Annotated in this window: 18 protein-coding genes and 3 pseudogenes; 14 read left to right on the top strand and 7 right to left on the bottom strand. The window is 73.1% G+C overall.

Annotated features, from left to right (window positions below; translation table 11 throughout):
• Window positions 1-347 precede the first annotated feature (347 nt).
• Window positions 348-1382 carry a sodium:calcium antiporter gene (locus CUT83_RS17445; protein ID WP_101256786.1) on the top strand — a complete coding sequence of 345 codons (1035 nt, stop codon included), beginning with the start codon at window positions 348-350 and terminating at the stop codon, window positions 1380-1382.
• Window positions 1383-1456: 74 nt separating this feature from the next.
• Here CUT83_RS17445 and CUT83_RS17450 read toward each other — a convergent pair whose 3' ends face one another.
• Window positions 1457-2464: a hypothetical protein gene (locus tag CUT83_RS17450; protein ID WP_101256787.1), complete on the bottom strand. Its 1008-nt coding sequence runs from the start codon at window positions 2462-2464 to the stop codon at window positions 1457-1459.
• Window positions 2465-2665: 201 nt separating this feature from the next.
• Here CUT83_RS17450 and CUT83_RS17455 point away from each other — a divergent pair, with 201 nt between their 5' ends.
• Window positions 2666-3037 (top strand): ASCH domain-containing protein, encoded by a 372-nt coding sequence (locus tag CUT83_RS17455; protein WP_206282606.1) that lies wholly within the window; start codon window positions 2666-2668, stop codon window positions 3035-3037.
• Window positions 3038-3332: 295 nt separating this feature from the next.
• Window positions 3333-4553, top strand: a complete 1221-nt coding sequence (gene glgC / locus CUT83_RS17460) for a glucose-1-phosphate adenylyltransferase (RefSeq protein ID WP_101256789.1) — start codon at window positions 3333-3335, stop codon at window positions 4551-4553.
• 56 nt (window positions 4554-4609) lie between these two features.
• On the opposite strand, the gene CUT83_RS17465 is transcribed toward glgC, so the two are convergent.
• A complete protein-coding gene (locus tag CUT83_RS17465; RefSeq protein WP_101256790.1) occupies window positions 4610-6352 on the bottom strand; it encodes a cellulase family glycosylhydrolase in 1743 nt (580 codons plus the stop codon).
• A 230-nt stretch (window positions 6353-6582) separates the two neighbouring features.
• Between CUT83_RS17465 and CUT83_RS31025 the strand changes: the two genes are divergently transcribed.
• The 3 genes from CUT83_RS31025 to CUT83_RS17475 all read left to right on the top strand — a co-directional run bounded on the left by CUT83_RS31025 (window position 6583) and on the right by CUT83_RS17475 (window position 8272).
• On the top strand, window positions 6583-6843 hold the full coding sequence (locus CUT83_RS31025) for a hypothetical protein (RefSeq protein ID WP_241524805.1): 261 nt from the start codon (window positions 6583-6585) through the stop codon (window positions 6841-6843).
• 168 nt (window positions 6844-7011) lie between these two features.
• The gene (locus CUT83_RS31725; RefSeq protein ID WP_439145006.1) at window positions 7012-7167 is read left to right on the top strand and encodes a hypothetical protein; all 156 of its coding nucleotides are present in this window, start codon (window positions 7012-7014) and stop codon (window positions 7165-7167) included.
• A gap of 259 nt (window positions 7168-7426) precedes the next feature.
• The gene (locus CUT83_RS17475) at window positions 7427-8272 is read left to right on the top strand and encodes a rod shape-determining protein (protein ID WP_338104152.1); all 846 of its coding nucleotides are present in this window, start codon (window positions 7427-7429) and stop codon (window positions 8270-8272) included.
• 117 nt (window positions 8273-8389) lie between these two features.
• Here CUT83_RS17475 and CUT83_RS17480 read toward each other — a convergent pair whose 3' ends face one another.
• Window positions 8390-8593, bottom strand: coding sequence for a cold-shock protein (locus CUT83_RS17480; RefSeq protein WP_093658049.1), 204 nt, complete (start codon window positions 8591-8593; stop codon window positions 8390-8392).
• Window positions 8594-9025: 432 nt separating this feature from the next.
• Here CUT83_RS17480 and CUT83_RS17485 point away from each other — a divergent pair.
• The 7 genes and pseudogenes from CUT83_RS17485 to CUT83_RS17510 all read left to right on the top strand — a co-directional run.
• Window positions 9026-9256: pseudogene (locus tag CUT83_RS17485) on the top strand (hypothetical protein); the annotation flags it as partial.
• Window positions 9241-9711 (top strand): annotated as a pseudogene (locus tag CUT83_RS31730) (hypothetical protein); the annotation flags it as partial. The pseudogenes CUT83_RS17485 and CUT83_RS31730, both read left to right, overlap by 16 nt.
• Window positions 9706-10896: pseudogene (locus CUT83_RS31735) on the top strand (DUF5682 family protein); the annotation flags it as partial. The pseudogenes CUT83_RS31730 and CUT83_RS31735, both read left to right, overlap by 6 nt.
• Window positions 10897-11086: 190 nt before the next feature.
• Window positions 11087-12532 (top strand): glyceraldehyde-3-phosphate dehydrogenase, encoded by a 1446-nt coding sequence (locus CUT83_RS17495; RefSeq protein WP_101256791.1) that lies wholly within the window; start codon window positions 11087-11089, stop codon window positions 12530-12532.
• A gap of 353 nt (window positions 12533-12885) precedes the next feature.
• Complete coding sequence (locus tag CUT83_RS17500; protein WP_101256792.1) at window positions 12886-16461, top strand: CHAT domain-containing protein; 3576 nt, start codon at window positions 12886-12888, stop codon at window positions 16459-16461.
• On the top strand, window positions 16458-17135 hold the full coding sequence (locus tag CUT83_RS17505; protein ID WP_101256793.1) for a hypothetical protein: 678 nt from the start codon (window positions 16458-16460) through the stop codon (window positions 17133-17135). Before CUT83_RS17500 ends, CUT83_RS17505 begins: the two co-directional genes overlap by 4 nt.
• Complete coding sequence (locus CUT83_RS17510) at window positions 17135-17803, top strand: RES family NAD+ phosphorylase (protein WP_101256794.1); 669 nt, start codon at window positions 17135-17137, stop codon at window positions 17801-17803. The genes CUT83_RS17505 and CUT83_RS17510 overlap by 1 nt, the downstream gene beginning before the upstream one ends.
• A gap of 94 nt (window positions 17804-17897) precedes the next feature.
• Here CUT83_RS17510 and CUT83_RS17515 read toward each other — a convergent pair whose 3' ends face one another.
• Genes CUT83_RS17515 through CUT83_RS17525 form a run of 3 tightly spaced genes read right to left on the bottom strand, consistent with a single transcriptional unit; the run spans window position 17898 to window position 20921 of the window.
• The gene (locus CUT83_RS17515) at window positions 17898-19457 is read right to left on the bottom strand and encodes a hypothetical protein (RefSeq protein ID WP_143688582.1); all 1560 of its coding nucleotides are present in this window, start codon (window positions 19455-19457) and stop codon (window positions 17898-17900) included.
• Window positions 19435-20220, bottom strand: coding sequence for a hypothetical protein (locus tag CUT83_RS17520; RefSeq protein WP_101256796.1), 786 nt, complete (start codon window positions 20218-20220; stop codon window positions 19435-19437). Before CUT83_RS17520 ends, CUT83_RS17515 begins: the two co-directional genes overlap by 23 nt.
• Entirely contained in the window at window positions 20217-20921 is a 705-nt protein-coding gene (locus CUT83_RS17525; protein WP_101256797.1) for a hypothetical protein, read from the bottom strand. Before CUT83_RS17525 ends, CUT83_RS17520 begins: the two co-directional genes overlap by 4 nt.
• Window positions 20922-21160: 239 nt before the next feature.
• Here CUT83_RS17525 and CUT83_RS17530 point away from each other — a divergent pair, with 239 nt between their 5' ends.
• Window positions 21161-21841: a 4Fe-4S single cluster domain-containing protein gene (locus CUT83_RS17530; RefSeq protein WP_101256798.1), complete on the top strand. Its 681-nt coding sequence runs from the start codon at window positions 21161-21163 to the stop codon at window positions 21839-21841.
• Here the strand turns inward: CUT83_RS17530 and CUT83_RS17535 are convergent.
• Entirely contained in the window at window positions 21816-22973 is a 1158-nt protein-coding gene (locus tag CUT83_RS17535) for a macro domain-containing protein (protein ID WP_194074715.1), read from the bottom strand. The two genes, CUT83_RS17530 and CUT83_RS17535, sit on opposite strands and share 26 nt — an antisense overlap.
• Window positions 22974-23097 lie beyond the last annotated feature (124 nt).

Consider the following 23097-nt stretch of genomic DNA (forward strand, 5'->3'; position numbering starts at 1 on the left):
TTCGGGGCGTGGATCGCCGCGGTGTGCCCTCGCGGAACGCGCGGGCGGCGGGCGTCGCACACGACCTCCTCTTTCTTCTACATGACTGTAGAAGAATAGGGGGTGCCGACCCCTGATCAGGGCGCACCGAGTCGATCAGAGCGGGAAAGGCCGAAAACGACCCCTGAACGGGCGTCACCTCTTCCCTCCAGCCGCTGTTCATCCCTCACGGCGCCGACACCCTCCCGGGAAGAGGCTGGGGAGGAGATGAGCGACACCGTCGCATTCGGCCACTTCCGGTGGTCTGTTCGCCGGTGGTCTGGGCATGCGGCAGAGGACCCCGACGCGTGTGACGAGGAGAGTTACGGATGCTCGCAGCCTGGACCGGATCGTGGAGCCTGGGCTGGAGCATCGTGATCTTCCTGGCGGCCGCGTCCGTCACCGTGGTGTGCAGCGTCCGGCTCGCGGCGCTGGGCGACACCCTCGCCGACCGGACGGGCTGGGGCGAGGCGCTGTTCGGCGCGGTCTTCTTCGGGCTGATCACCTCCCTGTCGGGCATCGTGATGACGGCGGTCAGCGCGGCGGACGGCCAGCCCACTCTGGCCTACGGCAACGCGGTGGGCGGCATCGCGGCGCAGACCCTGGCGGTGGTGGTCGCCGACGCCTCCTATCGGAAGGTCAATCTGGAGCACGCCGCGGCCTCCCTGCCCAACGTGCTGTTCGGCTGCCTGCTCATCGCCCTGCTCGGCCTGGCGCTGATGGCCTCCTTCGGCCCCGAGGCCACGGTGCTGGGAGTGCACCCGGCCTCACTGGTGCTGGCGGCCTTCTACTGGGGCGGGATCCGGCTGATCCGCGATCAGGACGAGCCGATGTGGCGGGCGGTCCGCACCCGTGAGACCGTCCCGGACACGCCGGACGAGGAGCGCTTCGCCGGACGGGGCGACCGCGGCCTGTGGGGGGAGTTCCTGGCGGTCGCGGGCCTGGTCGCGCTGGGCGGCTGGGCCGTGGCCAGGGCGGCCGAGAGCCTGCTGGAGGTGACCGGGATGAACGCGGGTTTCGTCGGCGCGGTCCTGATGGGCGGGGTCAACGCGCTGCCGGAGACGGTGACGGCGGTCGCGGCGGTACGGCGCGGGGCGGTGACCCTGGCGATAGCGGCCATCGTGGGCGGCAACTGCCTGGACGTACTCAATCTCGCCATCGGTGACCTCTTCTTCCGCGGCGGCTCCCTCTACCACGCGGCCGGCGCCGACCAGCTCTTCCTCACCAGCGCCGCCCTGCTGATGACCACCGTGCTGCTGGGCGGCATGCTGGTGCGGCAGAAACGCGGCTGGCTGCGGCTCGGATTCGACGGCATCGTGCTGCTCACCGTCTATCTGGGAAGCGTGGCCGTCCTTGCTCTCTGACAGGGAGGCTCCGGCGCAGGGCCGCAGGGCCGCGCGCCACGGTGTGGCACCGCATCGCGCCCCTTCCGCAGGGCTCAGCCCGTCGCGCAGGCGGCGCACGCCGTGGCCCGCTGCGGGTCGTAGCGGCGGCCGCACGCGCACCGGGGCCAGTCCAGACAGGACGGGCACATGGTGTACGGGGCGGCGACGGGAACGCCACAGGTGCCGTTGCGCCCCTCGCACTCGGGCATGGGCCGGTGGGTGACGGCTTCGGCCGGGGTGCGGTCGGCGGGCGTGGCGGCGGGCGCCTCCCCCTCGTCGCCGCCCTCGGCGGCGGGCCGGGGCCGGGCCCGGCTGCCGCAGTGGGGGCAGGGCAGGTCGGGGTCGCCGGGTGTCCAGCCGTCGTCGCAGCGGGCCGGGCAGCCGCTGGGCGCCAGCAGCCAGACGGCGACATGGTCGGGCCGGTAGCCGTCCCCGTGCTCGTCCGCCTCCCCGCTCAGCGGGCGGGAGGCCCAGCCTCCCCACCAGCGGCGTTCGATGCGGGCGGTGAGCTGGGCGGTGGTGTGGTACCGCAGTTCGGTACGGATGGTGTCGACGGCGGCGGGAGGGGCGGTGCCCCCACAGGCGCGGATGACCTTGTCCGGCAGGGCGGCGAGGACCGCGCGGACCGGGTCGGCGGAACCCGGGGCGTTCCGGCAGGCGTCGCACTGGCCGTCCAGCCAGGTCCTGGGGAGATAGACCCGCTCCCGCCGTGTGGCCCCCTCGCCCGGCCTGCCCGTTCTGCCGGGCGCCCGCGACCGGAGATCCCCCCGGGCGGCCCCGTTCCCCGGACGCGCGGGGAGCTGGGCGTGGCAGGTGCGGCACAGGCCGCGGCAGGCCCGGCACCGGCCGCCCTGGGCGGACGGTGCACCGCAGCCGGGGCACTCGCGGCGGCACACGTCGCACAGGTGGTCGTCGGGGTGGGGGACGGGCAGGGGACGGCTTCTGTCCTGGCAGCGCAGGCACTTCCCGGTGTCGATGTCACAGGGGGTGGGGAGGAGGGGCATGCCGGGGCAGGTGCCGCAGCGGACGGCGACGCGCTCTTCGGTACGGCGAAAGATCATGCCGTGCTCTTGTCTCCTGTGGGCGGTGATCGGTCCGGTGCCAGAATGCCACGCCGCACCGACACCGGGACCGGCCCGCCCACCAGGGCCTTCCGGTCCGGCCAGAGCGTACGATCACGCGAGGAAGCCGCACAGGGCGGTGGACGTGCCGAGGCGGCGGGGAGACGAGGTGGTGGGCGGATGTGGCCCCGGGTGGACGGCATGCGCGCTCTGGAGCTGGGCACGCCCGGGGGTTTGCGGGCCCGGCTGAACGCGCTCGTCCTCGCGGGGACGAAGACCGCCACGACCGGCCTGCTCCAGGAGTACGCGCAGGAGACGGAGGGCCTGGAGTACGAGGGTGAGAGGCTGGCGCTGCTGGACGACCACGGCCGGCGCGTCGCCACCGTCGAGATCACCGGTGTCGAGATCAAGCCCTTCGGCGAGGTGACCTGGGAACACGCTGCCGCCGAGGGCGAGGGGGACGCCTCCCTCGAGGAGTGGCGCGAGGGCCACCGCCGGTTCTGGGAGCGCATCGGCACCCCGGTCACCGACCGCACCCCCGTGGCCTGCCTGGCCTTCCGGCTCGCGGGGTAGGGCCGACGGGCCCGGCGTACGGCTCACGACCGTCTGCGTCGCCGGCCGCCGCGGGGAGAGAGGGGCCGCGGGCGCCCGGGAGATCGACTTTCGCAACCGCGCCGGGTGAGCGACCCTGGAACAGGACGTTCGAGGGACGGGGCCGTACGAGGGCGGGCCCGACCGCCGTGGAGTTTCCGCCGGGCGTCCCCGGCGGTGCGGGCTCCCGTGCCGAGCCCCTCGCCCGCGAGCCGAAGCCGCTCGACCGCCCCAGGGCACGCGGCCGGGGCGGCGCGGAGGCGAGAGAGGAGCTGCGATGCGACGCGGCGGACCTTCGGTGCTGGGAATCGTGCTGGCCGGTGGAGCGGGCAAGCGGCTGATGCCGCTCACGGCCGACCGGGCCAAGCCCGCGGTCGTCTTCGGCGGAACGTACCGCCTGGTCGACTTCGTGCTGTCCAACCTGGTCAACGGCGACATCCTGCGGATCTGCGTCCTGACCCAGTACAAGTCGCACTCGCTGGACCGGCACATCACCACCACCTGGCGGATGTCGAGCCTGCTGGGCAACTACGTCACGCCCGTGCCCGCCCAGCAGCGTCTCGGCCCCCACTGGTACCTGGGCAGCGCCGACGCCATCCTCCAGTCGCTGAACCTGGTCCAGGACGAGCGCCCCGACCACATCGCGGTCTTCGGCGCCGACCACGTCTACCGCATGGACCCGCGGCAGATGCTGCGGCAGCACATCGACGGCGGCGCCGGGGTCACCGTCGCCGGCATCCGGGTGCCGCGCGCGGAATCCTCGGCCTTCGGCGTCATCAAACCCGGCCCGGACGGCCGGACGGTCGAGGGCTTCCTGGAGAAGCCCACCGATCCGCCGGGCCTGGAGGACGATCCCGACTCCGTCCTCGCCTCCATGGGCAACTACGTCTTCACCACCAGGGCGCTGGTGGAGTCCCTCTTCAAGGACGCCGAGGACGAGAACTCCGCGCACGACATGGGTGGCTCCATCCTGCCCATCCTCACCGAGAGCGGCGAGGCGCAGCTGTACGACTTCAACACCAACCACGTGCCCGGCGAGACCGCCCGCGACCAGGGGTACTGGCGTGACGTGGGCACCCTCGACGCGTACTACGACGCCCACATGGACCTGATCGCCGAGCGCCCGGCCTTCAACCTGTACAACCGCGACTGGCCGGTCTACACCCACTCCTCCCAGCTGTCGCCCGCCCGGTTCAACGCCGGGGGCATCGCGGGGGAGTCCATCGTCAGCGCGGGCTGCCTGATCCGCGGCCAGGTGACCCGCTCGGTCCTCTCACCCGGCGTGGTGGTCGAGGAGGGGGCGGTCGTGCAGGACTGCGTCCTCCACGACAACGTGCGCGTTGGGCGCGGCGCGATCGTCAGGGGCGCGATCCTGGACAAGCACATAGAGGTGCCGCCCGGCGCCGCGGTCGGGGTCGACGAGCGAAGCGACCGGGAGCTGTACTCCGTCTCGGAGAACGGCGTGGTGGCGCTGGGCAAGGGGCAGCGCGTTCTGTGAGACGCGCGCTGCCCCGGCCCCGGGCGCGAGCCCGCCCGGGGCCGGGGTGGTGACGGTCAGGCAGTGGTGCCGGTGACCGAGTCACCGGACTTGGTGACGTGGTAGGTCACCTTCGCTCCGCTCCAGTAGTGGAAGGTGAGCGTCACACGGGCGCCGTCCCTGACCTCGGCGAAGAAGTCGGACGTCAGAGTGGTGGCGCCGCCCGCGTAGTCGGGTGCGAACGCACGGTCGAACTCCTTGTAGGGCGTCCAGTCGTGGGGGCCCGCGTTGGTGCCGTCGGCGTACCTGGCCTCCATCGTGGCGAGTCTGTCGCCGCGGAATTCGGTGGGAACGGCGAAGGAGTCCGTCGTACCGGTCGCGTCGCGCAGGACGGGCGTGTCATGGGTGACCAGGTCGATCCGCCAGGGCACGCCGCGCGAGAACCGCGCGTGCAGCACCGCGTTGGTGCCGTAGGCCCGGGAACCGCTCAGCCGGGTGAGCGCGGCTGCGGTGATGGTGAGCCGGTCGCCCCGGAGGGTGTAGTCCCTGCCGCACACCAGGGCGGTGGAGCCGTGGCGCAGCCCGGTGAAGGAGGTGCCGTTGAGGTTCAGGGTGAGCGTCTTGTCGGTGACGGCGTCGCCGCGGGCGCTGAAGACCTGGTCCGAGGAGGCCGTGCCCGACCGAGTCCTCCAGCTGGACCTGATCCGGGCGAACAGCTCCGGGTCGTTCCAGCGGAAGTCGGTGCGCCGGAAGTGCTGGCCGTTGTCCCACAGCATCGTGGTGATGTTCCTGATGCGGGCGTGGTACCCGAGGTGTTCGAAGAACTTCAGCTTCTCGCCCTGCTGGATGGTGCCGGTGTGCCGGTCGAAGCCCAGCAGGCCGTACTCGCCGAGGATCACCGGGACGCCCCGGGCCACAAAGGTGTCGTGGACGCGGTCGAACGCATCGGTCAGGTCCTTCTGCGCGGTGGCGTCGAAGCGCGTACCGCCCGCCACGTTCACGCTGAAGGGCCAGTAGCCGTAGTAGTGCACGGTCGCGGCGACGCGGGGGTCGCCGAGGGCGTCGATGGTGTCGGCCAGTTCGTCCACCCGTGCCTGCTCGGCGGAGGTGTGCAGGGTGGGCAGGACGAGCAGGCGGTCGGCGTTGCCGCCGCCGGACCGGCGCACGATGCGGTGGAACGAGGTGTTGAGCTCGTCCAGCAGCTCCGCGTTCCGGGCGTCGTCCTGGCCGCCGTTGAACTGCGGTTCGTTGACGCTTTCGAACACCAGCCTGGAGGGGTGGTCCCGGAAGGTACCGGCCAGCTGCTCCCAGATGGCGTTGTAGCGGGCGAGCACGCCGGCGCGGTCGGCCGGCATGTCCGCGATCCACTGCCAGGAGTCGTGATGAATGTTGATCATGACATGGAAGCCGTCGGCCAGCGCCCAGTCGACGACCTCCTCGACACGGTCGAGGTATTCCGCCTCAAGGGCGTGGTCCGGCGCCGGGCCCTGGTGCCGGCTCCATGTCACGGGAATGCGAATGCTGTTGAATCCCTGTGCCCTGACATTGTCGAGCAGCGTCTCGGTGATACGGGGATTTCCCCATGAAGTCTCGTCGTCGCCGATGGCATCGAGGGAGTTTCCGAGGTTCCAGCCGGGCTGCATCGCGGCGACCTGGGACATCGCGGCGCTCGAGGCGCGCTTTCCGTGTCCGGCTCCGGACGCCGCCCGGGCGTCGCCGGTGGCCAGCACGCTCAGCCCGGCGAGCAGCATGACCATGCCGCTCGCCAGCAGGCCGGCCCACCGGCCGGTCCTCCTTGATCTGTCGCGTAAACCGGACATCGCACTCCTTGCGTTCGCATGGCGGGGTGGTGGGGAAAGGGGGCCGAGTGCGGTCGCTTTCACCCGCAGAGGCCCGCGGGAATACCGCTTGGTCGTGATGCTGACAGCGGTGGATCAACGGCGCAAGGGCCGGTGTGCGAGGCCGGGGGAAAAACCGTTCAGCAATATGGACTTCCGGGCAGGAATCCAGACGTTCGACCACCGGTGTTCGACGCGTGGTGAATCGTCGAATGGAATTCGACGGTCGGGTCGGCGGCGTGACCGTCGAGCTCTCCGACGGCACCGGCGGGCGGTTCGACGCGGTCGTCCTGGCCGGCGGGGGCCACCTCGGCGACCTCGGCCGGAGGTTCGGCGTCCGCCGTGTGGTGCAGGCCAGCCGCGGACACAGCTTCAGCGTCCCGGTGGAGCCGGCACCGGCGGGCCGGTCCACTTCCCCGCCCAGCGGGTGGCCTGCACACCGCTGGGGGACCGGCTGCGGGTGGCGGGGATGATGGAGTTCCGCCGCCCCGAGGCGCCGCTGGACCGCCGCAGGATCAGGGCCGTCACCGATGCCGCGCGGCCCCTGCTGGAGGGCGCCGACCTGGAGGCGCGCCGGGATGAGTGGGTCGGCTCCCGGCCCTGCACGGCCGACGGGCTGCCGCTGAGCCGACGGGCTGCCGCTGATCGGAGCCACCCGCTCGCCGCGCGTCTTCGCCGCCGGAGGCCACGGCATGTGGGGCATCACCCTGGGGCCGGTCACGGGCCGGCTGCTCGCGGAGCGGGTGGTCACCGGCCGGGAGCCCGCCGAGCTGGCGCCGTTCGATCCGCTGAGGTGACCTCCGCCGCACCGCGGCTGAGGGGAGCGGGCCGGGCCCACCGGCCCGCACAGGCCCACGGCGCCCGGAGCGGGCCGACTGCACACCGCCGCCCGGTGGAAATGGGGCCTGCCCCCGATGGCCGGGGACAGGCCCTTCGGCCAGGATGAGGGCGACGGCCAGTGATCCGCCGCGCCGCGGCGGCGCCGTACCGGCGACTGCCCGACGCAGGCCGGGTTCTGTTTCCCCGGTGCCCCGCGGGGGTGTGGAGGGTGAGGTCGTGAACCACCAGGTCGCCGGCAGCGGTGCGGTCCCGCCCACGGGCCGGGGGGACGCGGCGGTGGCCGGTTCCGAGGCCACGATGCTCTCCGCCCACCGCTTCCCCGCCTGGCCGGTGTGCCGGCGGTGCCCGGGAATCGCCATCGACCTGGGCAGCGCCCGTACCCGGGCCTGGACGCAGGGCCGCCGCAGCGTCATCGACGCGCCCACCGTGACCTTCCCGGGCAGGGGCATCACCCACCCCGTCCAGCGGGGCACCATCGTCGACGCCGACGGCACCGGCCGGTTGCTGGAGCGCCTGCTGGGCGGCCGTACCCCCCGCCTCGCCCGCCCGGTGGTCGCCGTCACCACCCCGGTCCTCAGCGACCGGCGCCACCACACCGCCGCGGCCGAGGCGCTGGGAGTGCTGCGGCCCCGCACGGTGCTGTCCGTCGAGAGCGTCAGGGCCATCGCGCTGGGAGTCCGGGCGGATCTGTCCCGCCCACTGCTGGTGGTGGACATCGGCGCGCACATCACCGAGGTGGCCCTGCTGGTCGACGGTGCCGTGAGCGCCGCGCGCAGGGCGCCCCTGGGCACCAGCGACCTCGACACGACCCCCTCGCGCGAGCTGGTCGCCCGGACCGTCGCGATGGTCACCGGCATGCTGCGCGGCAGCCGTGTTCCGCACCTCGCCGACGCGCTGGAACGCGGTCCGCTGGTGGGCGGCGGGGGCGCTCTGCGGCCGGAGGTGACCTACCAGCTCTCCGTACGGCTGAACACCTGTGTACGGCCCGCTCCCCAGCCGCACATCGCGGCACTGCGCGGAGCCGCCGAGGCACTGCGCTCCACGCATGCGCACCACCGCTGAACGGGGCCGTCCCGGCCGTGTCCGCCGGGACGGCCCCCTTCCGCACGGGCGGCCTTCCGGGGACGGGCAGGGCCCGGCACCCCGCTTCGGGGTGCCGGGCCCGTGGAGGCGCCGGGGTCAGGCGGGGCGGATGTTCTCCGCCTGCGGGCCCTTCTGGCCCTGGGTGACGTCGAACTCGACCTTCTGGCCCTCGTGCAGCTCGCGGTAACCCTGGGCCGCGATGTTGGAGTAGTGGGCGAAGACGTCGGGGCCTCCGCCCTCCTGCTCGATGAAGCCGAAGCCCTTCTCACTGTTGAACCACTTCACGGTGCCCTTGGCCATGACCGTCTCCTTCTCCTTGAGGGGACCGGGCCCGCCCTGTGGGCCCGGGAGGTGATCGCCCTGGTCCGGAGATGAGCTGAACAGCGAGAACGCCCGTGATCGTGACCACGGGCGAACGAGACTTCGGAACCACGACTGCTGTTCACGACGCTACACCGCGCGGTGGGCTGCCGCTACCGACGCGGCCGGGCGTGTCCCGATGGTCCTGCGGGCCCGGCCGCCCACGCCGAGCCCTCCGGCGCACCGGCGGCCGGGCCTCCACATCGAGGACGGCCGCCTGCCGGAGGCCCGCCCGCCCTCCCCCGCCCGCCTTCCCCGGTCACCGGGACAGGGGAGGGCGGCCTATGGCGAGGGTGGCGACGGCATTGTCAGTGACCGCACCTATGTTTCCGGCCATGTCCCGCCGCTGTGGTGTGGAAGGCCCCCTGAAGCATGGGAGACGGTGCGTTGTCGGACTGGGAGAGGTCGAGCACGGCACGGGTGATACCACCCGCACGGCCGCGCAAGCTCGCCAAGGTGCCGTTCGTCGAACTGGCCGACGGACGCCTGCAGGGAGTGGTGTCCAGCGGCTCGGACGTCGGACGGGTCTACGTCTCGTCAGTCGCCGCGGCCGACTACGCGTTCGCCTGCAGCACCAACAACAACCGGCCGTGCGGCGGAGCGCACTGCTCGGATCCGTCCACGACGCGCTGACGGCCCGTCTGCGGGAGGCGACCGGCCGGGCCCGCTTTGCGGAGACGGGCCTCACGCCCGGCGGACAGCGGACGGTGAACCTGCTCGCCGCCGCCCGCTCGTGGCTGGTCGACCTGGCGCGCGCCGGATGGCGGGGCATCGACCACGATGTGGTCTCCGCGTCCGCGCAGGTCGTCTCCGCGATGCTTCCGGATCCGTCCCTGCGCCGGCCGGCCGCCCTCCTGGACGGCTTCGCCGCCGAACTCGCCGCTTCCTGCCCCGGTGCGACGCTGGAGCGCGTCCCGGTACGGCGGTGGGCCGACCTGTGGTCGCGCGCGATGCTGCTGACACTGCCCGGCGCGGCGGACGCACCCGCGGCCGGTACCGTCACCGGACGCCTCCTGCCACTCGGCGTCGATGCGCACGAGCACGCCACCGCCGTACAGTGGATACTGCGCCGCCTGATGCCGCACGGCGCCGCACGGCCGATCATGGGGGAGCGGAAGCTGGGGGAGCGCCCGATTCAGGAGTCCTGGGATCTGGCACTGGGCACCCACCAGCGTTCGCTCATCGAGCTGGGCTACGAGGGCGTCAGCGTCGAGCAGGTGCTGGAGCAGCGTCTGCGCCGCACGGCGTACGACTCACGGGCCACCGCGGCGACCGTCCTCGGTGCGGTCGAGGACACCGTGCTGTATCTGCGCGGCCACCGCCTCGCCGGCGAACTGGGGACCCACGCCCTGAAGGTGCTGTCGGCCGAGCGCAGCGTGGACGGCGCTCCGGAGGTGCTGCGCCGGGTGCGGCGGCTGCTGGCGTACTACCGCACCGGCGAACCGGTCCTGCCGCCGTGGATCGAGTCCTTCGTCAAGGCGGGATACGCGCACTACTGCACCCTGCTGCCGACGGCGTTCACCGACGACGACGCGGGCGTGCGCCAGGTGGCGGCGATGCTGGGCTTCCTGTTCGGGATGGAGAGCCTGGCGCTGTCGCTGGGGTGCGACCGGACACAGCTGGAGCTGGCCCTGGCCCAGTCCCGTCCGCGGGACCCGGCGAAGACGGCGCTGCTGTGGGCGGCCCGGACGCACCTCGGGCAGCTGACCCGCTAGCAGCTGCGGACCAGGTGCGACGAGATGCTCGGCAACCCCATGGTGGTGCCCGTCTACCCGCGCCACCTCAGTGGTTTCCTGCACGCGCTGGAGCCCTTCCCCGGTCTCGCCGACTTCGTCGTGGAAGCCGTGTCGAACGCGTTCGCGCGGCTGCCGGACCATGTGCTCCTGCCGTGGCTGCCGACTCTGATCACCACCCTGCGCTCGGACGGCGCCGAGCTGGCCCCGCTGCTGATCCGCGAGGCCGGGCGGACCTTCCCCGGACGGCTCGCGGCACTGGACGCATGGGTGCCGCCGTGGCGGGCGCGAGCGGAGCCGGAAGCCGCACGTCCGGCACGGCGTGCGGGCGCGCGGGCGTCGGGCGCGGCGCTGCTCGCCGCCCATCCCGCGGCGTGCGACGCGGTGGCCGGTCTGCTGGGCTGCGACGGCACGTGGCAGGGCGCGGAGCCTGCCCCGCCGGGCGCGGCGCCGGCCGACCGTCACCCGCGGACGGCGGTGGCACTGGAGGCGCTGCCGGCCGCTTCGTGAGGCCGATCAGGGGGCGCGGCGGCAGCGGCCGCCACCGGCCGGACCGACGGGCCCCGGCCCCTTGCCGGGCCGGGGCCCCACAACCGTGCTGCCGACCGTCGTCGCACCCCCGGTGAGGGCGGTACCGCGTGGGTGATCAAAATAAGGGGTGTTTAACATATGAGCACCGCCTAGCTCGAAAGATGAACCTGTGACTACCACCGTGGACTCGTTCACCAACTGGAAGAACCGCGAGGAGATCGCGGAGTCGATGATCCCGATCATCGGGAAGCTGCACCGGGAGCGGGACGTCACGATCCTGCTCCACAGCCGCTCCCTGGTGAACAAGTCGGTGGTCAGCATCCTCAAGACCCACCGGTTCGCCCGGCAGATCGCCGGCGAGGAGCTCTCGGTCACCGAGACGCTGCCGTTCCTGCGGGCTCTCACCACGCTCGACCTCGGCCCCTCCCAGATCGACATCGGCATGCTCGCCGCGACGTACAGGGCCGACGACCGCGGGCTGTCGGTGGATGAGTTCACCGCCGAGGCCGTCGCCGGCGCCACGGGCGACAGCAAGATCAAGTGCCGCGAGCCGCGCGATGTGGTCCTCTACGGCTTCGGCCGCATCGGCCGCCTCCTCGCCCGTCTGCTCATCGAGAAGACCGGCTCCGGAAACGGCCTGCGGCTGCGCGCCATCGTCGTCCGCAAGGCCGCCGGCCAGGACCTCGTCAAGCGCGCGTCCCTGCTGCGCCGCGACTCCATCCACGGCCAGTTCCAGGGCACGATCACCGTCGACGAGGCGAACAACAAGATCGTCGCCAACGGCAACGAGATCCAGGTGATCTACTCCGACGACCCGACGGCGGTGGACTACACCGCGTACGGCATCAAGAACGCCATCCTCATCGACAACACCGGCAGGTGGCGCGACCGGGAGGGGCTGTCCAAGCACCTGCGCCCCGGCGTCGACAAGGTCGTCCTGACCGCGCCGGGCAAGGGCGACGTCCCCAACATCGTCCACGGCGTCAACCACGAGACGATCAAGCCCGACGAGCGGATCCTGTCCTGCGCGTCCTGCACCACCAACGCGATCGTGCCGCCGCTGAAGGCGATGGCCGACGAGTACGGCGTCCTGCGCGGCCACGTCGAGACCGTCCACTCGTTCACCAACGACCAGAACCTGCTGGACAACTACCACAAGTCCGACCGCCGCGGCCGTTCGGCGCCGCTCAACATGGTCATCACCGAGACCGGCGCCGCGTCCGCCGTCGCCAAGGCGCTGCCCGGCCTCGACGCGAAGATCACCGGCAGCTCGATCCGCGTCCCCGTGCCGGATGTCTCGATCGCGATCCTCAACCTGCAGCTCGCCCGCGAGACCACCCGTGAGGAGGTCCTCGACTACCTCCGCAACGTGTCGCTGACCTCGCCGCTCAAGCGCCAGATCGACTTCATCAGCGCCCCCGACGCGGTCTCCAGCGACTTCATCGGCTCGCGCAACGCCTCGATCGTCGACGCCGGCGCCACCAAGGTCGAGGGCGACAACGCGATCCTCTACCTGTGGTACGACAACGAGTTCGGCTACTCCTGCCAGGTCGTCCGCGTCGTCCAGCACGTCTCCGGAGTCGAGTACCCCACCTACCCGGCCCCGGCGGTCTGACCCCGGCGTTCGGTTTCCGCGCCACGCCCGCCCGGTCCGGTGACCGGGCGGGCGTGGCGTGTCCGGTCCCTCTTCTCGTCCGGAAGGAGGGACCGGACGCGCCTGCGGCGCCGGGCAGGAGTCCACCGCGCCGAGATCCGTGACGCCGGACGACGGCACCCGCACCTCGGCGGTCTCCGTCCCCGGTACCCGCCCCCGCCCCCGGCGCGCCGCCCCGAGGTCCGCCGGGGGCGCCGGAGGGCCGGGCGTGTTCCGGGCGGGGGCGGGGCGGATTCCGGGCGTTGCCGCCCGCATCGCGCATCAGCCCGTGCGGCGGCCGGGAAGTGGGCATGATGGCGGGGGAGGGATGACCCATGAGCGATGCCGACGCCGAATCACCGTCCGCCCGGGCCGCGACCGCCCTGGCCCGCACCGCCGACTGCGCGGTCCCGCTGCCGCGAACCTTTCGGAACACCCCCTACCAGGGCATACGGGGAACCGAACTCGACGGTGAGATCGCCGGGTTGGAGTCCCTCCTCGAAGAACTGCCGGAATCCGGCACGACCGCGGCCCGCCTGAGGGCCAGACTCGGGACGCTCCGGTCCGTCAGGTTCGTCCTGGACGGGGCCGCGGAGGACCGGAACGCGGCCGTCCCTCTGCTGCAGGAGGCCCGGGGCTCGGAACGGCTCTGCGCCGAGGAGCGCACGGCCGCCTCCAAGAGCCTGATGCTGCTGCTCGCATCCCGGGTGGCTCCGCTGGGGCAGGCCGTGAGCGAGGCGGAGGCACTGACCGTGGACCTGGTCAGGGCGGTGGCGGGCGCGGGCACTCCGGAGGACCGGGGAGGCGACGGGACACTGGAGGACATGCAGCTGCTGCTGCGATTGGGCACCGAGGCCGGTCTCCTGGCCGAAGCCCCGTTTCGGCAGGAGGACATCCTGCGGCTCGCCGGTTTCCTCATCGATCCGGGGAGGATCGGCGACCCCGGATCGATGGCCGAGGCGGCGGAGCTGGTGCGGAGGAACGCCGGTCTGCTTCCGCGACCGCTGCGCTCTCTGCTGGACGGGGCACTCTCGATGCTGGGCACCTTCTCCGACCGCCCCGCCGAGCCGGGCGCGCCGGAGCGGTCCGAGATCCCGTCCGACGAGGCTCTGCGGGACGCGCTGCAGCTCATGGCGGTCGTCGGGGTGTCGGACCCCGGGGCGGTCGGCAGCGAGGAGCTGAGGAAGGTCATCGGCCGGCTGGACAGCGGGCCGGAAGCCTCGCCGTCCTCACGCATGATCGCCGCCATGCTCCACATCACGGAGGGGATGCGCACCCGCGACAGGGAGGCGTTCCGCTCGTCGCTGCGTATCCTGCGGCAGCTCGACGAGGCGGGCGAGCTGCGGGAACCGGCCGACAGGGAGTGGCTCCGGGCCGTCACCGCGGGCAACCTGGAGGTGGCCGCCGCGACGGGCGGCAGCCTCCAGGACGAGGAGGCCGCCGTGGCCCTCGTGGAGAGCCTGCTCTCCCGGGCCGTTCCGGACATCCCCGTGCAGGCCGAGCTGAGGGCCGGGGCCGCCTGCCTGCGGATCAGGAACCGTCTGACCGCCGCGCAGGAGAACCGGGACGTCACGGCCGTGGACAGGCTGATCGAGGAACTCCTCGACCTGGACCAGGAGCTTCCCGAGCCGTCGGTCTGGGGCGGCGCCCTCGTCCCGTTCATGCTGGCACTGGCCCATCTGACCCGTGCCTTCCTCACCAGGGACGTGCGCGACGTCCGCAAGGCCGGGGTCCACATCGAGGAAGCCCTGGAGGCACCGGTGGAGACCCCGGCCATCCGCGACCTGCTGGACTCGGGCTGGGCGGCGGCGTTCTCCCTCAGCGGCGCACTCGAGTCCGATCCCGGCCGTGTCGCCGAGGGGATCCGGCGCACCCGGTCCGTGCTGGGACGGGCCGGAATCTCCTTCGACTTCGAGGCCAGAACCCGCGGCCTGGTGGCGAGCGGTCTGAGCCTGCTGCACCGCCTCACCGGTGATGTCGCGGCCCTCGACGAGGCCGTCGGGGAAGTGCGCGAGGCCCTGGCCGCCCTTCCGCCCGGGGGAACGCCCGTCAGCGCCTCCCTGCACTGGGACCTCGCCTCGCTGCACGCCGACCGGGCGGCCACCCGCCCCGGCACACCGGAGGCGGACGAGGACCTGCTGGCCGCCGTGGCCGCCGCGCGCGAATCGCTGCGCGCGACCGCCGCCGACGTCCTGCTGCAACTGGGGGTGCGGCACGGACTGCGTGTGGCACGCCAGGGAGCCGACCACGGCCGCGTCGCCGCCTCCTGGGCGCTGCGCGTGGGCCGGACGGACGAGGCGCTGGCCTGCCTGGAGGCCGGCCGTTCGCTGGTGCTGGGCGCCGCGGCCGAGTCCAGGGACGTCGCCGACCGGCTCGAGGCCCTCGGCGCGGCCGACCTCGCCGCACAGTGGCGCGAGGCCGCTCCGGCACCGCCGCCCCTCCGGCAGGAGGATGCCGACTCACCCCTGGAAGTCCTGTCCGCGCTCACCGGCGGCACCCCCCGACTCCCCGGCGACGTCCGCAGCCGCGCCCTGGAACTGCTGCGCGGGCAGCAGGGCTTCAGCGACGAGCAGTCGCCCTCCGAAACGGTCGCCGGGCTGCGCGCCGGTCTGGCGCGGGCGGGTGTCGACGCCCTCGTGCACCTGCTTCCCGGAACCGGCGCGGAGGACGGCGCGCTTGTCGTCACCACCCCCGCCGGGCCCGTCCGGGCCGTGCCCCTGCCCGCGCTCTCGCAGGAGGGGCGCGAGGCGGTCGACGCCTTCGTCCGGGCCGGCGCGGAGCAGCAGCGACTGCTCGACACGCCGTTCGACGCGGTGTCGCCGCAGGAGCGGAAACGGGCCGCCGGACGCCGCCGCCGGGCATTCGAGGAGGTGTGCCGGTGGGCGGGGGAGGTGCTGTCCCCCGTACTGGACGCCCTCGGCCTGTGGGAACGGGCTCTGGCCGAATCGGGCCTGGGAGCGGAGCCGGGCGGTGGCGGGACGGGGCCGGGCGGTGGCGGGACGGGACCCGAGGCGGTGCGGCTCGTCCTGGTCCCGTGCGGGGACCTCGGCGTGGTGCCCTGGCCGGCGGCGGTGCTGCGCCCGCCGTCCGGGCTCGCCGGCCCGGACACGGTACGGGCGTGCGAGGTCGCCGTGGTCTCCCACGCCGCCTCCGGCCGTGAGTTCCTCCGCTCCTCGGCCCGCAGCCGTATGAGCCCGAAGGAGCGGCCCGCGCTGGTCTACCACGGCGACGACGGGCTGGCCTGGGCCGAGGACGAGATCAGACTCCTGCACCAGGTCTACTACCCCCGGGCGGAGCGCCACCTCGACGAGGACGACGCCGCCGGGCCGGCGACGCCCGAAGCCGTCCTGTCGCTGCTCGGCGGCCGTGCCGAGGCGCCCGCCTCCATGGTCCACCTCTCCTGTCACGGCATCGCCGGCCCGGACCCGACGACCTCGGCGCTGAGACTGGCCCCTGCCGAGGGGGCCGGGGAGACGGACCGGCCGCTGACCCTGACCACCCTGCTGGAGGCCCCGCACGACGGTGAGGCGTACCGCTCCCGCGGCCCTCTGGTGGTGTGCGGGGCCTGCGAGACCGACCTCACCACCCGCGACCACGACGAGGCCCTCACCGTCACCTCCGTCCTGGTCCACCGGCTCGCGGCCGATGCCGTCGGAGCACGCTGGGCGGTGGACGACGGGGAATCGGAGATCCTGATGCTGGTGCTGCACGACCGGATCACCGCGGGGCTGGCGCCGCCGGACGCGCTGCGTGCCGCCCAGCGCTGGATGCTCACCGAGCCCGGCAGCCGATTTTTCGTCCGTGCCCTGGAGAAGGTCCGTCCCTCCCGGTGGAACAGGGACTTCCATGACACGGACACCTGGGCCGCGTTCGTCCACCACGGAAACCCGGCGGGAGGAGCCAGGCCGTGACGCCGAAGGAACTGATCGCGCTACTGCTGGCCCACGGCGAGTCCGTGGCCGCCGCACTCCGGGACGACGAACGGGAGGAGGCCGCCGGCGCCCTGCGCGAACTGCGGGCGGCGGCGGGCGACGACCACGCCGCCCGGGCGGCCCGCGCCGCGCGCCGGCTGCGCAGGGCGCTGTCCGCTCTCCCGCCCGAACACCCGCTCTCCGAAGCGCTGGTGGGCCACCGCTACGCCGGCGGCGCCGGCGGCCGGGAGCTGCCGGCTCCCGCCGCCGTCGACACGTTGCTGGACCTGCTCGACGGCCCTTCCGCGGAGCCGGCCCCCGAACAGCTGCTGATACTGGCCAGAGAGCGTCTGCTCGCCGCTCCCGCTCTCACCGAGCGGGAGCGGCGCGGACTCCTCACCGGACAGCGGGGCGACACCGGCCTGATCCGGCTGCCCGACCCGCGCTCCGGCCCGCGCTACCCGCGTTTCCAGTTCCGGCCGGGCACGCTCGAACCCCTCCCCGTCGTGCTGCGCGTCAACGGGATCCTGCGCGCCGACGCGGACCCCTGGGGGGCCGCCGACTGGTGGCTGGGCGGGAACAGCTGGCTCCGGGGCGTTCCGGCGGAACTCCTGGGCGACCTGCCCGACGAGGAGATCGAACTCGCCGCCGCCGAACTGGTGGAGGCCGACTGATGGCGCTCCAGATCCCGCCCGACGGAGTCACCATGGCACCGGTCCTCACCGCGCTGCCGGCCGGCACCCTCCTTTGGCGTCTCCACAGCGACCGCTACGGTCCGGCCGAGTTCAACCCCCGCCTCGCACACGGCTACTTCAAGGGCAACCGCTTCGACGCCATGGAGCCGGACGGATACCCCTACCTCTACGCGGCCCTCGAACCGATGGCCGCTCTGGCCGAAGTCTTCCTGCGGTCCAGGGAGTTCGAGAACCGCACCGCCGTCCGGATGATCCCCTGGGCACAGGCGTCGCGGTACCGCCTCTCGGCCGTACGCACCGCGGCCGACGTCACCCTCGTCGACCTCACCACGGCCGAGGGGCTGGCCGCCGTGTGGCAGGACGAGTGGCTGGTGGACTGCGAGGAGCGCGAGTACGACAAGACGCGCTACTGGGTGCAGTTGATCCGCACGCACAGCGCCGCGGCCCAGGGCCTGTGCTGGACATCCAAGCGCTGCCGGCCCCGCAGGGCCCTGCAGCTGTTCGGCGACCGCTGCGCACCCGGGACACTGGCCCGGACTCCGGAAGAGAGCTACCGCCTGGAATCCGCCACCGACGTCAAGGAGGTCAACCGGCTGCTGGCGCCGCTGCGGGCACAGGTGTCCGTGCCCGAGGGACTCGGAGGCTGACGGGCGCGACACGACACCCGCCCCTGCCGCGCCCCTCAAGGGGCGCGGCAGGGGCGGGTGTCGGCCGTTTCGTCCCCCCTCCCCGGGGCTTCCTCTAGAAGGCCGGCCCCTGCCGGGTCGCCGGCAGCAGAGGCCACTTGCCGGACAGCCGCATGGCCGCCTCGGTCACCGCGGGGTCCGCGGCCTCCAGGCTCACCCCGTCCAGGTAGGCGTGCGCGGCGGCCTCGTAGAGGTCGCGGGCCGCCCGGGCACGGTCCTCGGCCGCGGCTCTGCGCTCCTCCCGCCGGGCCTCGGCCGTGTCCGCCGTGCTCTGCGCCAGCTCCGCCTCCACCACGCTCAGTTCACGCTCCCGCAGCAACTCGGCACGGCGTTCCACCGCGGTGCGGTACGCGTTGAGGTGGGGGTGTTCCCTGCACAGTCCCAGCAGGAAGCCGATACCGCCCGAGAGCAGGAGCAGGGCGACGAAGAGCCAGGTGACGGTCTGCGGCGCCAGATCCAGCCGGTCGATCAGGCTGGTGGACGCCGCGCCGCCGGCGGCGGGGTCGGTGAAGCCCTCGGGAGTCCGGGGCGCCCCGGTGTCCTCCTCGGTCTGCATCACGTATCCGGCGCGGACCGTACCCAGCAGGGATGCCAGCGCGGCCCACACGGCCAGCAGGAGGAACGCCGGGACCCATGCCTGCCGGACGGCCCCCGTCTCCGGGCGCCGCCGCAGGACGTGTCCCGCCAGATGCGGCAGAAGCACCATCAGGATCGCGGAGGATACGGCCAGCATGCCTGTCTGGGCGTCCGCGCTGATGCTGCCGATGCCGTGGAAGGGCTGGTAGGCCACCCAGTAGATGGGGAGCTCGACCGCGAAGATCACGCCGAGCAGCGCCCAGGTCATCCAGCCGGGGATACCGGGCCGCTTGTGAAGCCCCTCCCACGCGCGGGCCAGGCCCGTCTCCGTGTCCGGGATGTTCCCCGGAGGCTCGGAGCGCCGTGGTGGTTCGGGAGCTCCCTGCAGGGTGACCCAGTCGGGGTCGGCGTTCGCCTGCCGGGCTTCGCCGGTGTCCGGGGCGGCGCCGTCGCCGGGCCCCCGGGGGGCGGGGACCTGTGTGGAGGGAGCGGGGAAACGGGCGCGCAGCCATCGCTCCTCGAGCCGGGTGCGGACGGAGTCGCGGAAGCGGCTCCACCGGGACGCGCGCATCGCCAGCAGGTCCAACTGCCTTGTGGTGGTGGCGATCTGCTCCTGTGTCTCGGCCAGCCGCCGGTCGATCAGTTCGGTCTCCCGCCGCAGCCGCTCGGCCTCGGCCTGCGCGTGTGCGTCGTCGAACCTGGCCTGTTCCTCGGCGTGGTGCGCCTCTTCGGCGATCTCGCGGATGACCCGGTCCCGTACCGACGCCAGTTCGGCGAAGTGGGGGACGCGGTCGTCGCCGTGGAGCACCAGGGGGTCCAGCCCTCCGTGCCCGGCGGCCTCACGGCCCCGCCGGCGGGAGGCTTCCAGGAGCTTTCGCTCGGCGCGCTCGTCCAGCACCAGGGGACGTCCGGTGCTCGGCGGCGAGGGGGCGCCGCGGAAGCGCGGGGCGCTCCCCTGGCTCCGGCGGCCGGCGGAGGGCAGAGCCGGAAGCCGCCGCCGCCTCGGCCGGGGCGGCTCACTTGTAGTCGTGGTGGACACGGGCCCTGGCCCTCCCTTCGAGAACCTCCGTCCAGAAGGCCTGGAAGTCCTCGGCCTCGCCCGGGCGGGAGTCGTACTGCATGCCGAGGCCGACCGGGTAGATGTCCATGCCTTTTATGGCGGGTATCCCCCGCTCCTCGACCAGGGAGTCGATGGTCTCCTCCCGCTGCCGGGCGGTTGAGAGGTCCGCCCGCGAGATCCGGAAGTCCGGGTCGGTCTGGGCGAAGTCGCTCACCACCAGCAGCTTGGCCGCGGGACCCTTCGGGGGCATCTCCTCGCCGATGCGGTCCAGAGCTCCCCACACATCGGACCCGCCCTGCGTACGCGCGCACTCGAGCTCTTCGAGGGCACGGCCCGCCGCCGTGGTGCGTGCGCGGGCGCGCAGGCTCTTCTGGTCGGTGGTCTCCTTGTGCGGAGGGTCGAGATCGACGCGCTCCACCCGGCAGGACGAGCTCTGTGACGATCGTGTGATGGGGGCGAACTCGACGGTGCCGCAACCCTGTTCCTCGAGGAAGGGCAGAAGGGTGCTCTTCAGCTTGGCCTCCGCGTCGAACCCCTTCTCGTTCGAGGCGCCCGACCCCGACCCGTCGACCACCACTCCGCACGGGGTGGTGAGGGGATCGGGCTGGGAGGTGCAGGAGACCAGGGCGGTGAGCAGCCCCAGCGCGGGAGCCAGGGCGGCCGTGCGGCGGGCGCGGTGCCTGCGCCGGCCGGCGTGGACTGAGCGGTGCACGGTGACCTCACTGTTCGGCGGGGCCGTCATCCCCGGCTGCCTTGATGCGTGCTGGTGCGGGCGGTGCCGGCCGTTTGGCCGTCGAGGATGGCCAGCGCCTGCCGGAGGGCCGACCGCTGTGCGGCCGGGGCGCTTCCCGGCTGCCGGTACCAGCGGTCGGTGTCCAGCCAGTCGTCGACCCGGTACCAGGTGGGATCCAGACGGATCCGGCCGGGAAGCCACCGGGTGGGGCGGCGCTCCGCCGGATCGGCCGGCACGCCCTCCTCCGCCTGTCTGCGGGCCCGCTGCCAGGCGGAGTCCCAGTAACAGGCGAGCAGCCAGTTGGCCCGGTCGACGAGTTCCTGCGCCATGGTGCGGTGGACGGCCGCCGTACTGCGCCAGCGGGCGACCATCTCGCCGTACCGCGCCAGTGCGGCGGGGGCCGGCCGGCCGCGTTCGGCGTACTGGATGACGATGCGCACCGATTCGGCCTGTATACGTGCGCTCAGGCCGCGGTTGGCGGCCAGCATGCGCGCCCGCAGCCGTGAGTTGCCTCGGTCGGCCCGGGACCGGAGGCCCAGTACGTACGGAGGCAGGGGCGGGTCCGGCGGAGCTTCTCCTGCCCGGGCCTCGGCCAGGACGGTCTCCAGGTCCGCGGCGTCCCGTCTGCCGTGGTGGCGGGCGAGAGGCGCGGAGAGGAATCCGGTTCCCGTTCCGCGGACGCGGCCCGCTGTCCGGCCGGAGTCGTTCATGAGAGAAACCTCCCTTCCATGCGGGGGAGTTCGGATGAGATCCGTGGTGATGGGGGAGAGAGTAGCCCAGGGAAGGCGGGGTTCGAGGGGAAAAGAAGGGCGGAACAGATCGTTCCAGGGGGTGTTCCCGGAAAACGCCCTGACTTCGCCCGGGCGGCGCCCGGTTAACGGCATTACCGCGATTGCGGCAGGACGGCCGCGCCGTCGATACTCCTTTCCGAAGTGAGTGAGGAGATGTGATGGAGGCCAGGATCAGCGCGACGCATTTCCCTCTGGAGACCCTCGGCCCCGGACGGCGACTCGGTATTTGGTTCCAGGGGTGTTCGCTGGCTTGCGCGGGGTGCATGTCGCGGCACACCTGGGACGCGGGCGGGGGGAGGCCGAAGGGGATCTCCGACCTGCTGGAACTGTGGGAGGCGGCGCTCCGCGAAGGGGCCCAGGGGCTCACCGTCAGCGGGGGCGAGCCCCTGGAGCAGGCCGGCGCGCTGGCCGAACTGCTGGCCGGCGCCTCCCGCCTGCGGGGACCGGCCCGCCGGGACAGGGGCGGATCCGGGGACATGCCGGACCTGCTCGTCTACACCGGCTACGAGCCCGCGGAACTGACACCCGTACGCCGGCGCGCGCTGCGCCATGCCGACGCGCTGATCACCGGGCGGTACCGGGCCGGGCAGCCGACCCGGCTGGTCTGGCGGGGCTCGGCCAACCAGCGGCTGAGGCCGCTGACGCCGCTGGGGGAGGCGCGCTACGCGCCCCACCTGGCCAGGGAGAGCACCGGAGGAGGGCTCCAGGCGGTGGTGGACACCCGGGACGGCCCCGGCGTGCGGATCTACGGGGTGCCGCTGAGAGGGGAGCTGCGAAGGGTGGAGCGCGGTCTGAAGGAGGCCGGAGTGGTTCTCAGGAGGCCGAGTTGGCGGCCGTGAGCAGCCTGGCGTGCTCGGGCCGCGGGGCTGCCAGGCACACCGACCAGTCCGGGTCGCGCCGCAACTCCTCCCGCACCGCCCAGAGCAGCCAGCGTGCGGCGGTGCCGGCGGGCAGCCCGCCGCGCCCGGAGCCCAGCAGGGGGAAGCAGATACTGGACAGGGGCAGGCCCAGGGTCCGGCGCTCCTGCCTGGCCAGCGCGAACGAGGCCCGGACCGCCTCCGCGACCGTGGCGGGGGCGACATGGTAGTGATCGCTGCCCTCGACGGGCGTTGCCACGGCCGCGTGGTGGACGCGGCGTATCCCGCGCCGGGCGAGCGCGCCCGCCGAGGTGCCCACCACCGTGCCCGGCCGCACGGGCAGCCCGGTCCGGCCGTGTATCCGCAGCCATACGGCCAGTTCCCGGGTGAGGACGTCGTCCACGATCTCCCCGGAGGAGTCCCGGATCGCGGCGGCCCTGCGGAGCGCTCCGGACACCGTGGGCCGGAAGGTCTTCGACATCTCCAGGTACACGTTCTCCGAGGAGACGAGGATGTCGATGTCGCCGACCAGTTCGATCGGGCTCGCCAGGACCGTGATCCGCTCCTTCGTGCCGCGCGGGAGACTGCGGGATGGCGGTGGCTCGGGCGGTGGCTCGGGCGGCTGCGCACCGCCGGCCCCCGCCGCCGGTGCGGAGTCCGCCGCGGTGCCGGGCTCCGCGGGCCGGCCGGCTTCGCGGGCCAGGGCGAGCAGCGCCGACGCGATCCCCTCCACCACCTCACGCTCCTGGCTCTTGCGGAAGCGCTCGGTGCTCACGCCGTAGACGGCCGCCGCGGCCTTCCTCCGGTCGGCCGCGGCCACCCCCCGGCGTTCGGCGAACAGACCGAAGGAGTGCGCGGCGGCACGGGCCAGCGGGTCGCATCCGGCGGTGTCGTGCAGCGGGCCTCCGCCCGCCAGTCGTCGAACGGCAGCGCCCAGCAGCCTTTCGACGCCCTCGAGTTCGTCGTCCGCCCCGGTGCAGAAGCCGGCCGCGACCGCGATTTGGCCCAGGGCCTGCCGGGGGCAGTGGCGGAGCCGGGGCAGACCGCGCTGCCTGAGGTGCCTCAGTTCGTCGACCAGGTCCCGGTGCGGCGGCAGGGCGGACGTGGGATGCATGGGGTGCATGGTAATCCGGTCACGGAAACGAGGGGAGGGTGGATTCGAAAACATCTTCCCTCCACTTCCTTGATTCGCACGCAATTCGAAAAAGAGTGCAGAGATCCGGGCCCCCCGGATACGC

The organism is Streptomyces barkulensis, assembly GCF_002843305.1.
Classification (GTDB): Bacteria; Actinomycetota; Actinomycetes; order Streptomycetales; family Streptomycetaceae; genus Streptomyces; species Streptomyces barkulensis.

Excerpts from the sequence above, each read along its gene's own strand:
- CUT83_RS17445 (WP_101256786.1), top strand. The coding sequence starts at position 348 with ATGCTCGCAGCCTGGACCGGATCGTGGAGCCTGGGCTGGAGCATCGTG.
- CUT83_RS17450 (WP_101256787.1), bottom strand. The coding sequence starts at position 2,464 with ATGATCTTTCGCCGTACCGAAGAGCGCGTCGCCGTCCGCTGCGGCACC.
- CUT83_RS17455 (WP_206282606.1), top strand. The coding sequence starts at position 2,666 with ATGCGCGCTCTGGAGCTGGGCACGCCCGGGGGTTTGCGGGCCCGGCTG.
- glgC (WP_101256789.1), top strand. The coding sequence starts at position 3,333 with ATGCGACGCGGCGGACCTTCGGTGCTGGGAATCGTGCTGGCCGGTGGA.
- CUT83_RS17465 (WP_101256790.1), bottom strand. The coding sequence starts at position 6,352 with ATGTCCGGTTTACGCGACAGATCAAGGAGGACCGGCCGGTGGGCCGGC.
- CUT83_RS31025 (WP_241524805.1), top strand. The coding sequence starts at position 6,583 with ATGGAATTCGACGGTCGGGTCGGCGGCGTGACCGTCGAGCTCTCCGAC.
- CUT83_RS17480 (WP_093658049.1), bottom strand. The coding sequence starts at position 8,593 with ATGGCCAAGGGCACCGTGAAGTGGTTCAACAGTGAGAAGGGCTTCGGC.
- CUT83_RS17500 (WP_101256792.1), top strand. The coding sequence starts at position 12,886 with ATGAGCGATGCCGACGCCGAATCACCGTCCGCCCGGGCCGCGACCGCC.
- CUT83_RS17510 (WP_101256794.1), top strand. The coding sequence starts at position 17,135 with ATGGCGCTCCAGATCCCGCCCGACGGAGTCACCATGGCACCGGTCCTC.
- CUT83_RS17520 (WP_101256796.1), bottom strand. The coding sequence starts at position 20,220 with ATGACGGCCCCGCCGAACAGTGAGGTCACCGTGCACCGCTCAGTCCAC.
- CUT83_RS17525 (WP_101256797.1), bottom strand. The coding sequence starts at position 20,921 with ATGAACGACTCCGGCCGGACAGCGGGCCGCGTCCGCGGAACGGGAACC.
- CUT83_RS17530 (WP_101256798.1), top strand. The coding sequence starts at position 21,161 with ATGGAGGCCAGGATCAGCGCGACGCATTTCCCTCTGGAGACCCTCGGC.
- CUT83_RS17535 (WP_194074715.1), bottom strand. The coding sequence starts at position 22,973 with ATGCATCCCACGTCCGCCCTGCCGCCGCACCGGGACCTGGTCGACGAA.